The organism is Phyllobacterium sp. 22552 (assembly GCF_052044585.1).
Classification (GTDB): domain Bacteria; phylum Pseudomonadota; class Alphaproteobacteria; order Rhizobiales; family Rhizobiaceae; genus Phyllobacterium; species Phyllobacterium ifriqiyense.
Genome location: NZ_JBQENG010000007.1, coordinates 187,095 through 199,908 on the forward strand (window position 1 = coordinate 187,095; position 12,814 = coordinate 199,908).

Genomic DNA, 12,814 nt, shown 5'->3' on the forward strand with positions numbered 1-12,814 from the left:
GCGATTCATGACCGCGCTGAACAGTGCCCTACAGACCATGAACACCGGAACGGTGAGGCTCGACAGCCTGGCGCGCGTGTTGTCACAGGCCAACCGGGAATGTGAGTCTGTTGCTGTCGGCGGATACGTCAATGAAGTATCGCGGTCGGCAATCGGTGTAAGGGGTATCTCGGACAAGGTGCAGCTTGGGGATCTCGTGATGATCCGATGTGATCAGCATCTTCATCCCGCGGAAGTAGTGCGGCTTGAACAAACTCAAACATTGATCAAACCATTTGACGACCGGATTACGCCATCGCTCGACAGCCCGGTGTTTCCCGAAGGCCAGTTTCGTATTGCACCATCACCAGACTGGAAGGGCAGGGTTATCAATGCGCTGGGCGAGCCGCTCGACGGCAAGGGATTGATGACCGCCGGAGCCGAACCAGTACCTGTGGACTGTGCAGCACCTTCTGCGATGAACAGGAACCGGGTGGAAAAAGGTCTGCGCAGCGGCGTCAATGTCGTCGACGTCTTCGTGCCCATGTGTTTCGGCCAGCGTATGGGCATTTTTGCCGGTTCCGGCGTCGGCAAATCCACGCTGCTTGCCATGATGACCAAAGCGGCTGACTTCGACACAGTCGTTCTCGCACTGACAGGCGAGCGCGGCCGCGAAGTGCGCGACATGCTTGAAGACACAATGGCTGGCAAACTGGATAAGACCATTGCCGTTATTGCCACGGGTGATGAAAGCCCGATGATGCGACGGCTTGCTCCCAATACGGCCACTGCGATTGCCGAGTATTTCCGTGATCGCGGCGACAATGTACTTTTGATCGTGGATTCGATTACGCGCTTTGCCCATGCCGCACGCGAAATAGCCATTGCCGCCGGTGAACCGCCGGTATCACGCGGCTATCCGCCGAGCGTTTTCAGCCAGCTGCCGCGCCTGCTTGAACGGGCAGGGCCAGGTCTTGAAGGCCAAGGCACAATTACCGGGCTTTATGCTGTTCTCGTCGATGGCGATGATCACAATGATCCCATTTCGGATGCCATTCGCGGTACTCTTGACGGTCATATCGTTCTCGATCGAACCATAGCGGCTCAGGGGCGGTTTCCGGCTGTCGATATTCTGGGATCGATATCACGTCTGGCACACCATAATTGGTCTCCGGATCAGGCAAAACTTGCGACGGGTCTGCGCAGCCTGATTTCAAGGTTCGAGGAAACGCGCGATCTTCGGATGATCGGCGCTTATCAGACCGGCAGCGATCCGCAGATTGATCAGGCCGTCCATCTCGTACCGCTGATATACGGGACAATGCAGCAGACGCCAGCCTCCCCACTATCTCAGGACCCTTATAGCGACCTTGCCACCGCCTTGCGGCCAACGGAGCCATCATGACAAAACAACAAGCAAACGCGGCAAAACCCGGATCGGTCGATATCGAGACAGCCCTAGCGCCCAAACAACGCGACAAGCGTTTTGACGGCTATCTTAAAACGGCAGGCTTCGGGTTGGCCGTGGTCTCCTTCGTGCTGCCATTCGTCATGTATTACGATATTCTGGATGCGCGCCCAAAGCCCGAGGCTTCCGGTATTCAGGTGCGCGATCCTCTCAACCGTGCCAACCAGAAGGTTGTACGCGAGACACGGGGCAAGATTGCTTCAACATCACCCAATTCCAGCGAAGAGCTTGATCCGATGACGACAGCTACAACGTCGGAGCTGACAGCTGACAGGTTCGCGAAGATGGAGGACGCCAGCAAACAGCCTTTTCCGGGTAAGCCGCAATTCCTTGTCCGCGAAGTTGTAGGTGGACTGGTGATGATTGAGGACGAAACAGGATATTGGTTCGTCGAGAAGGGCTCACCACTGCCGGATGGCAGCACATTGGTGGCTATACAGCGCGGAACAGCGCCCGGAAGCTGGAATATCAAGACCTCCGACGGGACTGTGATCGACAGGACGTTCTAGCCAGATCGACTGAAGCTGACGCTGCCGCAAGTCTCACGCAAGCCTGACCACATATATTAAGAGCGGGTTAATCGGTTCGGCTGCGGGGAAGCACATGCAAGGAATTCATCTGTTCGATCTGGCGTCACGTCAGGCCGAGTGGCTGTCAGTAAGGCAGGCAGCGGTTTCAGGAAATGTTGCGAATGCAAATACTCCAGGGTTCAAGGCTCGCGATGTCGAACCATTCCATGACGTCCTTGCCCAGTCGCAACTGACAATGGCGGCCACCAATCCGAAGCATCTGGAAATCGATGCCTCAGGCATTGCGGCAACCGCCCTGCGCAAGGACGCAGTGACCGAACAAAACCACTCCAAGAACACCGTTAACCTCGAAATGGAAATGGTGAAATCCGGCGAGATCAATCGCGAATTCGCGCTCAACACCAGCATCGTCAAGGCGTTTCACCGCATGATGATGTCATCTGTGAAGGCTTAAGCGCATGAGTGATCCGCTACAGGCCGCCCTTAAAGTCGCAGCATCCGGCCTTTCCGCCCAGTCAACACGTTTACGCATCGTTTCGGAAAATCTTGCCAATGCGCAATCGACCGGCAAGACAGCCGGCAGCGATCCCTATCGGCGCAAGACGGTTTCCTTCGCGACCGAGCTTGATCGTACGACCGGCGTCGAAACGGTTAAAATTGCCGAGGTCGGCAAGGATACTTCCGCCTTTGTCGAAGAATATGAGCCAAGTCACCCGGCGGCAGACAGCCGCGGCTATGTCAAATATCCCAATGTCAGCATGGTCGTTGAAATGGCGGATATGAGAGAAGCCAACCGCTCTTACGAAGCCAATCTCCAAGTCGTCAAGCAAGCGCGCGAGCTGATTGCCATGACCGTCGATCTTTTAAGGAATTCCTGATGATAGACCAGCTTCTCAGCGTTTCTACCCGTAACGCCCTTTCCAAACTGACCGAGACTGTCAATCAGGGGGCCGCCTCTGCTGCATCGCAAGTTGCCGCACCCGGTCAGCCATCCTTCGATAATGTGCTTTCAGAACTCGCCAGCTCCGTGAGCGGCAAGCTGCAAACCGCAGAAGCTGTGTCCATGAAAAGCATGACGGGCGACGTGCCGACCCGCGACGTTGTTAATGCGGTCATGGACGCGGAACAATCGCTGCAAACCGCGATCGCCATTCGCGACAAGATCGTGCAGGCCTATCTCGAAATCAGCCGCATGCCGATTTAGCTGGATAAGGAATCCCAATGAAAGCGCTTACTATCGCAGCCACCGGCATGAATGCCCAACAGCTTAATCTGGAAGTCATTGCGAACAATATCGCCAATATCAATACGACCGGATACAAGCGCGCCAAGGCCGAATTTTCTGATCTCTTGTATCAGGCAGAGCGGACAGCCGGCGTTCCCAATGCTGCCAACCAGAGCATTGTTCCCGAAGGAGCCATGGTTGGTCTTGGTGTGCAGACAGCTGCGGTGCGCAATCTGCATATACAGGGGCCGCTCAACCAGACCGGAAATCCTTATGATGTCGCGCTGGTAGGCCGTGGATGGTTCCAGATACAGAACCCTGCAGGCGACACCTTATACAGCCGCGCCGGAGCGTTCAACGTCAACGGGACGGGTCAGCTTGTGACCCTTGATGGCAATCTCGTTGAACCGAATATCGTTGTTCCTACCGATGCGATTGAGGTCAAGATCACTGAGAGTGGACAAGTGTTCGCTAAAATGGCGGACCAGACCCAGCTGGTTAATCTGGGGCAGCTGCAAATCGCAAACTTTGCCAATGAAGCCGGGCTGGAGCCGCTAGGCAACAATCTTTTCCGGCAAACGGATGCCTCCGGTGATCCCGTTGTGGGTGTTCCGGGTGATCCGGGCTTTGCAACGTTGAAGCAAAATTATCTTGAAAGCTCAAACGTCGATCCGGTGAAGGAGATCACGGATCTTATCACGGCGCAGCGGGCCTATGAGATGAACTCGAAAGTCATTCAGGCCGCCGACGAAATGGCTTCGGTCGTTTCGAAGAATCTGCGTTGAGGGTGATGATGACAGCCATTGGAGCGATAAAGAATCTGTTGCGGGCCAGTGCTTTTGCCACGGCCTTCTTTGTGGTGTCGTCGGCCCTGGCCGACCGCATAACTTTTATCGTCCCATCGCAGATCATCTATCCCGGGCAGGCCATCGGCGGCAACGAGCTGCAAGAAAAGATGTTCACGATCAAGTCCAGTGCGGCGGGAAGTTATATCCTGTCCGCCGATCAGCTGATCGGCAAGGTCGCGCGCAAGACCCTCCTTCCGGGAAAACCCATTCTGGTTACAGCCGTGAACGAGCCGGATCTTGTTCAGCGCGGAGTTTCCGTTCCAATCGTCTACGATACGGGCGCACTGGTTATCACTGCCAAAGGCATACCAATGGAGGCCGGCCGTTCCGGTGATTTCGTAAAGGTCCGCAACATTGATAGCGGCATTATTGTAACCGGAACCGTGCTTGCCAATGGAAGCATCCAGGTTGGTATGCAATGAAGCTGCTGCGTGTCCTCATGGCATTTGTCGGCTTGATGCTTGCAGCATCACCCGCTGGCTATGCAGCTGAGCCGTCGGCGAATGCCAAGGACTACAAAACGCCTGGGCAAGCGCGGGCAGCCTTTCAAAAAGAGCTTGATGATGGCCGCTGGGGAGGTGCCTCATCACAGCTTGGCGAGGGTGGAGCAATCGCCCGCTTGAAGGATATCGCCAATATTCAGGGTGTGCGCGAAAACCAGCTTGTCGGCTATGGTCTTGTCATCGGCTTGAACGGCACGGGTGACAGCTTGCGCAGTGCGCCCTTTACCGAACAGTCCATGCGCGCCATGCTGGATAATCTTGGCATTAGCCCACCAGCCGGTGCCTCCCGTACCAAAAACATTGCTGCCGTGATCGTAACGGCCAATTTGCCACCTTTCGCTGGGCGTGGTTCGCGGATCGATATTACAGTCTCGTCATTGGGCGATGCGACTTCTTTGGCTGGCGGTACGCTGGTCATGACTCCTTTGGCCGCAGCCGATGGCCAGACCTATGCGGTTGCGCAAGGCAATATGATCGTTTCCGGCTTTACGGCCTCGGGCCAAGCGGAAACCATAACACAGGGAGTGCCGACAAGCGGCCGCATTCCCAATGGTGCGCTGGTGGAAAAGGAAGTCACCGGTAATTTTGGTCATGATGAGCTGATTGTCGAGCTGCGTGAACCCGATTTTACCACCGCGGTACGCATTACCGATACGATCAATGCCTTTGCAAAACGCCGCTACAAGCAGGCTGTTGCCAAAGAGCGGGATTCCAAATCGATCCGCCTGCGTAAGCCTGCCAGCATTTCAGCGACGCGTTTTCTTGCCGAAATTGAGGGGCTTCCGGTCGTCACAGATGAAGTCGCCCGTGTAGTCGTTGACGAGCGGACAGGGACCGTTGTCATTGGCGAAAAAGTGCGCATCTCCCGCGTTGCGATCAGTCATGGCAGCCTGTCAGTGCGCGTGACTGAACGTCCGACGATTGTGCAGCCCGAACCATTTTCGGACGGCGAAACTGCGGTAGAGCCAAATACCGAAATTGATGTAAACCAGACATCGAAAATCGGGGTGCTTGGGGGCACCGATCTGGAAAGCCTTGTCAAGGGGCTGAACCAGATTGGAGTGAAACCACAGGGTATCATCGCGATTCTGCAAGGCATCAAGACCGCCGGCGCCCTCCATGCCGAACTGGTGGTCCAATGAACGTGTCGGGCTTTCTCAAAACATCTGTTGCAGCTCTTGCTTTCAGCCTGGCGCTGCTTTTGCCGGCTTACGGCTTTTCCCAGGAAACAGCCAGAACGCAGGATGATACCGGACAGGAGATTGACCGGTATTGCTCCAATATCACCGACAAGGCCGCCGATGCTCGTTATGCGATGCAAACACGCGAGCTTCAGCAATTGCGTGAGGATATAGATAGCCGTATCGAACTTCTCGACGCCAAGCGTCAGGAATATGAAGTCTGGCTGAAACGCCGTGACGAATTTATCGATAAGGCTGAAGACTCACTTGTCGGCATCATATCCAAGATGCGGCCCGACGCTGCCGCAGCGCAAATGGCACTGCTGGGCGATGAAGCCGCCGCGGCGCTCCTGCTGAAACTCAACCCACGGGTTTCCAGCGTTATTCTCAACGAGATGCCCCCGGAGAAATCATCCAAGCTGGCGCGGGTGATTGTCGGTTCGCGGGTTGTGACGACAAAAGAAAGAACCGCACAATGAAAAAAGCGGCAATGCCGATGGCCTTGGCAAGCGTACTTCTGGTTTCAGGCTGTGCAATGAATCCGCGTGATTTTAATCGACCGCCGGAGATGACGCCGGTCGGCACGGGCGTAGGACACAATTTTACGGTGAGCGACCCATCAAACTACCCGGTACAGCCTCGTCCGCAGAAATACTCGCTGTGGCAGGACAGACAGGCCAGTTTTTTCCGCGATCCGCGCGCCACTAATCCGGGTGATGTGCTGACAGTCGTTATCTCGATTGATGACCGGGCGAAGCTTGACAACAAGTCTGACCGCTCACGCGTCGCTTCGGGCATTTATGGCGCCAAGGCGGATCTGGGCGGGAGCGGAATCTCGGTAAGCAATATTGGCGGCAATTTCGATTATGATTCAGATAGCCGCACCAAGGGCGAGGGCAAGATTGAACGATCGGAGAAAATCGATCTGTCGGTTGCTGCAATCGTGACCGACATTTTGCCGAACGGAAATCTCATCATTCGCGGATCGCAGGAAATCCGCGTCAACAACGAGCTTCGCGTACTCAATGTGGCCGGTGTTGTAAGGCCGCGTGACATTTCAGGATATAATACGATTTCCTACGAGAAGATTGCAGAAGCGCGCATTTCCTATGGTGGTCGTGGTCGCCAAAGCGAAGTGCAACAGCCGCCATGGGGCCAGCAGGTCCTTGATGCGGTCTCGCCGATTTAGAGCCCCACAATGAGCGCTGCCACCGAAGATACCGTTCAGACACGCAAGGCGCCTTCAATGGCTGCCCTGGCAGTTGTCGTCGTCGTGTTGACACTCATTGCCGGTGCGGGAGGCTGGTTTCTTGGTGGTCAACTGGGTCTGGCGGTACCTGTGGCTGCCTCCGGTGCGGCGGAGAAAAAAACTCCGTCGGTGGAGGCAATGCCCGACGGCAGTGTTGTCGTACTGAAGCCGATCCTCACCAATGTCAAAATCCCTCAGGATGTCTGGATCAGGCTGGAGGCAGGATTGATTGTCCGGCCGGGAGAAACAATTTCCGACGAGCTGACAACCGCCGTTTCCGCCGACTTCATGGCCTTCCTTCGCACGGTAAACCTGATGCAGCTGCGGGGACCAGCCGGACTGGAATATTTGAGAACTGATCTGCAGGAACGTGCGCGCATGCGGACTGAAGGCAAAGTCGATAAAGTTTACATCTGGGCGCTGGTGATGGAATGAAAAGACGTTATCTGACGCCGGTGCTTCTGGCCGGGTTATTATTTGGTCTTGGTGGAACGGCCATGGCTCAACAAGCGTCTTTGCTTGAAGGATTGATACCGCAAGGCAGTGCATCATCCAGCGGCCAGATCATCCAGATGCTGGCGGCATTGACCGTTCTGTCGATTGCACCGGGCATTCTCATCATGGTCACGAGCTTTACCCGGTTTGCCATTGCATTTTCGATGTTGCGGGCCGGGCTTGGACTGCAGACTACGCCCGCCAATCTGGTAATGATCAGCCTTGCCTTGTTCATGACATTCTATGTGATGGCACCTGTCTTTGACAGAGCCTGGCAAAATGGTGTGCAGCCGCTGGTCAACAACCAGATCACTCAGGATGTGGCGATCAATGAAATCACCACGCCGTTTCGCGAATTCATGCTGCGGCAGGTCCGCGACAAGGATTTGCGATTGTTCGAAGACCTGGCCGACGAATCATTTCGCACACAGGCGAATCAAGTTGTTGACCTGCGTATCCTCGTGCCCGCATTCATGATCTCCGAGCTGCGTCGCGGATTTGAAATCGGCTTTTTGATCGTTCTGCCATTCCTGGTGATTGATCTGATCGTTGCAACGCTCACAATGTCGATGGGTATGATGATGCTGCCGCCAACCGTGCTGTCGCTGCCGTTCAAGATACTTTTCTTCGTCCTCATCGATGGCTGGAACATCCTTGTTGGCAGTCTTATCCGTTCCTATTCTTAGCCGGATACAGGTGCGCTAACCAACTTTGAAAAATTAATCATGAACGTTATTGAAACCGTAACATTTTTGGCATACTCATCACGCACATAACGGGTTGTCGCAATGACAATAGGCATGATGCCGTTCCGTTATACCGGTCAGTCCGGTATGTCCCAAATAATATCTCATCAGGGACTTCATTCTATGGCTAGCATTCTTACAAACGCGTCAGCAATGACTGCGCTGCAGACACTTTCCGCAACAAACAAGAACCTTGCAACAACGCAGGACCGTATTGCTACCGGTCAGCGCGTTTCGACAGCTTCCGACAATGCTGCATACTGGTCAATCGCAACCGGCATGCGCACGCAGAACTCGGCTCTTTCTGCTGTTAAGGACGGTCTTGGTCTTGGTGCTTCCATCGTCGACACTGCCTATACTTCATTGACGAAAGCTATCGACCTCGCTCAGAAGATTCAGGCGAAATATGTTGCCAAGGAAACTCCAGGCACAGACGGCGCCATCATTGATGCCGACATTGCCCAGTTCAAGGCTCAGATCGTTGAAATGGCAAAGGGCGCGACATTCCAGGGCGTTAACCTGCTCAAGACAGGTGGCACAGCCCAGAACATCGTTACCGGTTACGAGGCTGGCACTGGCGTAACAACCATTGCTGTTGCTGCATTCGATCTCGAAGCTGCTCTCACAGCCGCTACTACATCGGCAACCGTCGGTACAGCCATCGACACGATGAAAGCTGCTGCTGCGGGTCTCGGCTCCGCAAAGACCCGTATCGACACGCAGGTAAGCTTCACCAGCTCGCTGATGGACGCGATTGATCGCGGCGTAGGCCAGCTCGTTGATGCTGACATGAACGCAGAATCAGCTCGTCTGTCTGCTTTGCAGGTTCAGCAGCAGCTCGGCATTCAGGCACTCTCGATTGCCAATTCCGGCAACCAGAGCATCCTGTCGCTCTTCCGCGGCTAATAAGAACAGTTCTGCAAAACTCAATTGGCCACGCTTCGCGCGTGGCCTTTTTGTTTTCTGGCAATGGCTTTGAGCAACGCCACTCTAACTTCGCGCAAGCTTCAGCATCTATGGTCGGCCCAAGGTGTTGCGGTGGGAATTGATGGAAAAGAACCTAAGACAGACTTTTGAGCAGCTTGGCGCAGCGTTGAAAAAGCTTGGAGCCCGGCGGCTTATTGCGCTGGGCATCATCGGTGTGACGCTTTTTGCCACTATTCTTGCCTCTAGTTTTTATCTTAACCGGCCGCAATATGAGACACTCTATGTCGGGCTGAGCCGCGATGACGTTAATCGCATGGGTATGGCCTTGGGCGAAGCGGGCATACCGTTCGATGTCAAGTCAGACGGAACATCGGTTCTGGTGCCATTCGGCAAGGCCGATCAGGCGCGTATGTACCTTGCAGAAAAGGGCCTGCCGACAAGCAACAATGCCGGTTACGAACTTTTCGACAATATGGGCTCGCTGGGCCTCACATCCTTCATGCAGGAAATCACGCGGGTGCGCGCGCTTGAAGGCGAGATATCACGGACCATTCAGGCCATACGCGGGATCAAGGCATCGCGAGTGCACATTGTCTTGCCGGAGAAAGGCAGTTTCCGTCGCGGCGATCAAGCTCCTTCCGCGTCGGTTGTCATCCGCACCGAAGGCGATTTCGCAATTGAATCCGCGCAATCCATACGCCAACTTGTGGCAGCGGCTGTTCCGCAATTGACTGCCTCGGAAGTCACGATCCTCGATACGAATGGCAGGCTGCTGGCTTCCAAGGATGACGGCACCAATGCCGGTGCAGTCATGTCCGCCACGCTGGAGCAGAATGTCTCGTCATCTGTTGACGAGAATATCCGCAAGGCGCTTGCGCCCTATCTGGGCGTTGGGCATTTCCAGACAAGCGTTCAGGTGGCACTGGATACGGATCGGCGTCAGACAAATGAGACAGTGTTCGACCCTGAATCGCGCGTCGAACGCTCGGTTCGCGTGGTGCGCGAAAGTGGCGATTCGAAAAATTCCACCAGTGACAATGCGACAGGTGTGGAACAGAACATTCCACAGGAAGAGATTGCCAGCAGAAATGGCGACAGCGCCACTGAAAAAACCGACAAGCGTGAAGAACTGACCAATTACGAGCTGAACTCGAAGACGGTTTCGACCACGAGTGACAGCTATCAGATCAAGCGCCTTTCGATTGCGGTCGTGGTTGATCAGGCGCGATTGCTGGCGACTGCCGGTGAGACTCCGCCGCCGGCCAACTTCATGGATCAGCAGATTGCCAAGATTACGCAATTGGTCGCAACCGCCGCCGGTCTTGATACCAAGCGCGGCGATGTGATCAATGTTACAGCTGTGAACTTCCTGGAAGCGGCCGACGAGCAGCTGCAACCGGCTTCAACACCCATATCGGAATTGATCTTCCGGCAGACAGGTACGCTCATCAATGCTGCGGCGCTGATTGCGGCGGTCGGTTTGGTACTCTGGTTTGGCGTGCGTCCATTGATGCGTGAAATGAGCAATCAGCAGAATGCTTTGCAGCTTGCGGATGAGCCGGGTTTCGCGGTGCCGGGGCTTGCACCAGCAAACAATCTTCCTGCTGTTGCTGCTGCAAATGCCGAGCAAAGTGCGCCCTATGACGATCTCAGCGAGTTAAGACGCCGCATGCGCGTTCCGGCCCAGAACAGGCTGGAGCAGATGATCGACATGGATGAGGAGCGTGTCGCCGCGATCCTCAAACAATGGGTGCATGAAGCGGCATGACGGCACCCCAACCCAGATCCATCGCCAGCATGCTGACGGATTTCACGCCGCAGCATGTGCCCGCCGATCGCGTGACGGTATTTACCGCACCTGGCGAGCGGATAACAATCAAAACCGATATTGACGATTCTCCTGAAGAGGTAGTCGAACTCATCGACTACGAACTCAAGATCAAGGAGGCATTTGCTGCGGGCAGGGAGTCGGGGCAGGTTGAAGCTTCGGTTCTGTTCGAGGCTGAAAAGGTCAGGCTGGAGCGGGAGTTTCAGGAACAACTTGCGGGAGCTGAAGTGACGTTTCTGGAGCAGACGGGAGCGCGCATTTCAGCGCAATTGGATGAAGGGCTGAAGACGATTGCGTCTGATCTTTCCGGCTCGCTTGCTGCGGTGCTTGTTCCACTGATTGAAGTCAATATGCGGGAACGTGCGGTAAGTGCGTTCGCAAGCGAAATAGAGCGACTGACCATGGGATATGAAGGGATTACCGCGAAGATCAGCGGCCCATCGCATCTTCTGGACGTGCTTCGCAACCGGCCCGGCTTTGATCTTACGCGTTTTTCTCTGTCAGAGGCAAACCAGGCAGAGCTGTCCCTGCGGCTTGACGAGACGGTTATCGAGACACGGCTTGGCCGTCTGATCGATAGTTTGAGAGATCACATCCGATGAACATTGATCCCGAAACGCATCGCGAAATTGTTATCGTGCGTCGTGGCCGAGGCGATGGCGAAGACAGTCATCACGGCGGTGTCTGGAAGATTGCCTATGCGGACTTCATGACGGCAATGATGGCATTTTTCCTCGTCATGTGGCTCATCAATGCTGCTAACGAGGAAACCAAAGCGGCTGTTGCCAGCTATTTCAATCCCGTAAAATTGATGGACCGTAACGCCAGACCAAAGGGTATTCAGGACTCTGACGAGGAAAAGGGCAAGGTCCGCTTCGAACGTCCCGATTCCACCGATGCGGAAACAAAGAGTTCTCGCAACGACCGTGATACTGAGACGCAGCCAGAACGCGAAGAGCGGCAGATCTTCAAAGATCCCTATGCGGTTCTTGCGGAGATCGCCACGGATTCTGGTGTCCTCCAGAACCGGTCCGTCGCGGGTGCCGGTGGCATTAATCGTGCTGGTCCAATGACCGGTGCGGAAGGCGGTGAGGCCTATCGGGATCCCTTCAATCCCAACTATTGGACTAACCGGGCGGATGATGAAATTTTCCCTCTGACGGATAGCCCGCCCGTGCCACCCCCATCCTTTGAAAAAAGCGCTAGCGTCAAAAAGGACGCCTCCAAACAGGAGTCGGTAACGATTGAACAGGCATCGCTGGCACAGCGGTTGAGCGCTGGCGATATAAAACCCGATCCTGCCGCCAAGTCTGTCGAGGACAAGAAAGCTGCTGGTCAGACGGGCACGGAAGGCAAGCGGGAGATGAGTCCAGCCGAGATTGCCCAAAAGCTTGCTGCGGAAATCGCAAAGACCGGCATTGCAGATGAGAAAAATGCGCCGGAGGTGACAGTGGTCCCCACCAATGAAGGCGTTATGATTCAGCTGACTGACAAAGTTGACTATGGCATGTTTGCCATTGGCTCGGCAAAGCCTGACAAGCGCGTCGTGCAGGTGCTGGATGAGGTCGGCAAGATCATCGCCTCCCGCAAGGGTGATGTTGTCATCAGCGGTCATACCGATGCGCGACCGTTCAAGAGCGATAGCTATGACAATTGGCGTTTGTCCTCGGCGCGTGCCCATATGGCTTATTATATGCTGACGCGGGGCGGTCTCGACGCAAAGCGTATTCTTCGAATTGACGGTTATGCGGATCGCGACCCAAAGATTGCGTCGGATCCCTATGCAGCTCAAAATCGCCGGATCGATATTTTTCTTAAAACGGTTGGCAGATGAG

Annotated in this window: 16 protein-coding genes; all 16 read left to right on the forward strand. The window is 55.0% G+C overall.

The genetic code is table 11. From position 1 onward, the window contains the following. Positions 1-7 precede the first annotated feature (7 nt). The 16 genes from fliI (at position 8) to ACTJI9_RS17310 (ending at position 12,813) form a co-directional block, all read left to right on the forward strand. Entirely contained in the window at positions 8-1,384 is a 1,377-nt protein-coding gene (fliI, locus tag ACTJI9_RS17235; RefSeq protein ID WP_440809604.1) for a flagellar protein export ATPase FliI, read from the forward strand. Then, positions 1,381-1,956, forward strand: a complete 576-nt coding sequence (locus tag ACTJI9_RS17240) for a hypothetical protein (protein WP_440809607.1) — start codon at positions 1,381-1,383, stop codon at positions 1,954-1,956. Before fliI ends, ACTJI9_RS17240 begins: the two co-directional genes overlap by 4 nt. 94 nt (positions 1,957-2,050) lie before the next feature. Further along, positions 2,051-2,431 carry a flagellar basal body rod protein FlgB gene (gene flgB / locus ACTJI9_RS17245; RefSeq protein WP_115054976.1) on the forward strand — a complete coding sequence of 127 codons (381 nt, stop codon included), beginning with the start codon at positions 2,051-2,053 and terminating at the stop codon, positions 2,429-2,431. 4 nt (positions 2,432-2,435) lie between these two features. Beyond that, the gene (gene flgC / locus ACTJI9_RS17250) at positions 2,436-2,855 is read left to right on the forward strand and encodes a flagellar basal body rod protein FlgC (protein WP_115054977.1); all 420 of its coding nucleotides are present in this window, start codon (positions 2,436-2,438) and stop codon (positions 2,853-2,855) included. Beyond that, entirely contained in the window at positions 2,855-3,181 is a 327-nt protein-coding gene (locus ACTJI9_RS17255) for a flagellar hook-basal body complex protein FliE (protein ID WP_115054978.1), read from the forward strand. Before flgC ends, ACTJI9_RS17255 begins: the two co-directional genes overlap by 1 nt. Before the next feature lie 17 nt (positions 3,182-3,198). Next, a complete protein-coding gene (gene flgG, locus ACTJI9_RS17260; RefSeq protein ID WP_115054979.1) occupies positions 3,199-3,987 on the forward strand; it encodes a flagellar basal-body rod protein FlgG in 789 nt (262 codons plus the stop codon). Positions 3,988-3,995: 8 nt separating this feature from the next. Further along, on the forward strand, positions 3,996-4,472 hold the full coding sequence (gene flgA / locus ACTJI9_RS17265) for a flagellar basal body P-ring formation chaperone FlgA (RefSeq protein ID WP_336441442.1): 477 nt from the start codon (positions 3,996-3,998) through the stop codon (positions 4,470-4,472). Next, positions 4,469-5,695, forward strand: coding sequence for a flagellar basal body P-ring protein FlgI (locus tag ACTJI9_RS17270; protein WP_336441443.1), 1,227 nt, complete (start codon positions 4,469-4,471; stop codon positions 5,693-5,695). Before flgA ends, ACTJI9_RS17270 begins: the two co-directional genes overlap by 4 nt. Continuing rightward, positions 5,692-6,213 carry a MotE family protein gene (locus ACTJI9_RS17275; RefSeq protein WP_440809612.1) on the forward strand — a complete coding sequence of 174 codons (522 nt, stop codon included), beginning with the start codon at positions 5,692-5,694 and terminating at the stop codon, positions 6,211-6,213. Before ACTJI9_RS17270 ends, ACTJI9_RS17275 begins: the two co-directional genes overlap by 4 nt. After that, positions 6,210-6,923 carry a flagellar basal body L-ring protein FlgH gene (gene flgH, locus ACTJI9_RS17280; RefSeq protein ID WP_115054982.1) on the forward strand — a complete coding sequence of 238 codons (714 nt, stop codon included), beginning with the start codon at positions 6,210-6,212 and terminating at the stop codon, positions 6,921-6,923. The genes ACTJI9_RS17275 and flgH overlap by 4 nt, the downstream gene beginning before the upstream one ends. 9 nt (positions 6,924-6,932) lie before the next feature. After that, complete coding sequence (locus tag ACTJI9_RS17285; RefSeq protein ID WP_336441444.1) at positions 6,933-7,418, forward strand: flagellar basal body-associated FliL family protein; 486 nt, start codon at positions 6,933-6,935, stop codon at positions 7,416-7,418. Further along, positions 7,415-8,164 carry a flagellar type III secretion system pore protein FliP gene (gene fliP, locus ACTJI9_RS17290; protein WP_115054984.1) on the forward strand — a complete coding sequence of 250 codons (750 nt, stop codon included), beginning with the start codon at positions 7,415-7,417 and terminating at the stop codon, positions 8,162-8,164. Before ACTJI9_RS17285 ends, fliP begins: the two co-directional genes overlap by 4 nt. A 183-nt stretch (positions 8,165-8,347) precedes the next feature. Next, a complete protein-coding gene (locus tag ACTJI9_RS17295; protein WP_115055116.1) occupies positions 8,348-9,130 on the forward strand; it encodes a flagellin N-terminal helical domain-containing protein in 783 nt (260 codons plus the stop codon). 142 nt (positions 9,131-9,272) lie between these two features. Beyond that, positions 9,273-10,919, forward strand: a complete 1,647-nt coding sequence (gene fliF, locus ACTJI9_RS17300; RefSeq protein WP_440809618.1) for a flagellar basal-body MS-ring/collar protein FliF — start codon at positions 9,273-9,275, stop codon at positions 10,917-10,919. Next, positions 10,916-11,581 carry a hypothetical protein gene (locus ACTJI9_RS17305; protein WP_440809621.1) on the forward strand — a complete coding sequence of 222 codons (666 nt, stop codon included), beginning with the start codon at positions 10,916-10,918 and terminating at the stop codon, positions 11,579-11,581. Before fliF ends, ACTJI9_RS17305 begins: the two co-directional genes overlap by 4 nt. Continuing rightward, a complete protein-coding gene (locus ACTJI9_RS17310; protein WP_440809623.1) occupies positions 11,578-12,813 on the forward strand; it encodes a MotB family protein in 1,236 nt (411 codons plus the stop codon). Before ACTJI9_RS17305 ends, ACTJI9_RS17310 begins: the two co-directional genes overlap by 4 nt. Position 12,814: the final 1 nt, after the last annotated feature.

Bases quoted from the DNA above. Each gene is read 5' to 3' on its own strand.
- fliI (WP_440809604.1), top strand. From the start codon at position 8: ATGACCGCGCTGAACAGTGCCCTACAGACCATGAACACCGGAACGGTG.
- ACTJI9_RS17240 (WP_440809607.1), top strand. From the start codon at position 1,381: ATGACAAAACAACAAGCAAACGCGGCAAAACCCGGATCGGTCGATATC.
- flgB (WP_115054976.1), top strand. From the start codon at position 2,051: ATGCAAGGAATTCATCTGTTCGATCTGGCGTCACGTCAGGCCGAGTGG.
- flgC (WP_115054977.1), top strand. From the start codon at position 2,436: ATGAGTGATCCGCTACAGGCCGCCCTTAAAGTCGCAGCATCCGGCCTT.
- ACTJI9_RS17255 (WP_115054978.1), top strand. From the start codon at position 2,855: ATGATAGACCAGCTTCTCAGCGTTTCTACCCGTAACGCCCTTTCCAAA.
- flgG (WP_115054979.1), top strand. From the start codon at position 3,199: ATGAAAGCGCTTACTATCGCAGCCACCGGCATGAATGCCCAACAGCTT.
- flgA (WP_336441442.1), top strand. From the start codon at position 3,996: ATGACAGCCATTGGAGCGATAAAGAATCTGTTGCGGGCCAGTGCTTTT.
- ACTJI9_RS17270 (WP_336441443.1), top strand. From the start codon at position 4,469: ATGAAGCTGCTGCGTGTCCTCATGGCATTTGTCGGCTTGATGCTTGCA.
- ACTJI9_RS17275 (WP_440809612.1), top strand. From the start codon at position 5,692: ATGAACGTGTCGGGCTTTCTCAAAACATCTGTTGCAGCTCTTGCTTTC.
- flgH (WP_115054982.1), top strand. From the start codon at position 6,210: ATGAAAAAAGCGGCAATGCCGATGGCCTTGGCAAGCGTACTTCTGGTT.
- ACTJI9_RS17285 (WP_336441444.1), top strand. From the start codon at position 6,933: ATGAGCGCTGCCACCGAAGATACCGTTCAGACACGCAAGGCGCCTTCA.
- fliP (WP_115054984.1), top strand. From the start codon at position 7,415: ATGAAAAGACGTTATCTGACGCCGGTGCTTCTGGCCGGGTTATTATTT.
- ACTJI9_RS17295 (WP_115055116.1), top strand. From the start codon at position 8,348: ATGGCTAGCATTCTTACAAACGCGTCAGCAATGACTGCGCTGCAGACA.
- fliF (WP_440809618.1), top strand. From the start codon at position 9,273: ATGGAAAAGAACCTAAGACAGACTTTTGAGCAGCTTGGCGCAGCGTTG.
- ACTJI9_RS17305 (WP_440809621.1), top strand. From the start codon at position 10,916: ATGACGGCACCCCAACCCAGATCCATCGCCAGCATGCTGACGGATTTC.
- ACTJI9_RS17310 (WP_440809623.1), top strand. From the start codon at position 11,578: ATGAACATTGATCCCGAAACGCATCGCGAAATTGTTATCGTGCGTCGT.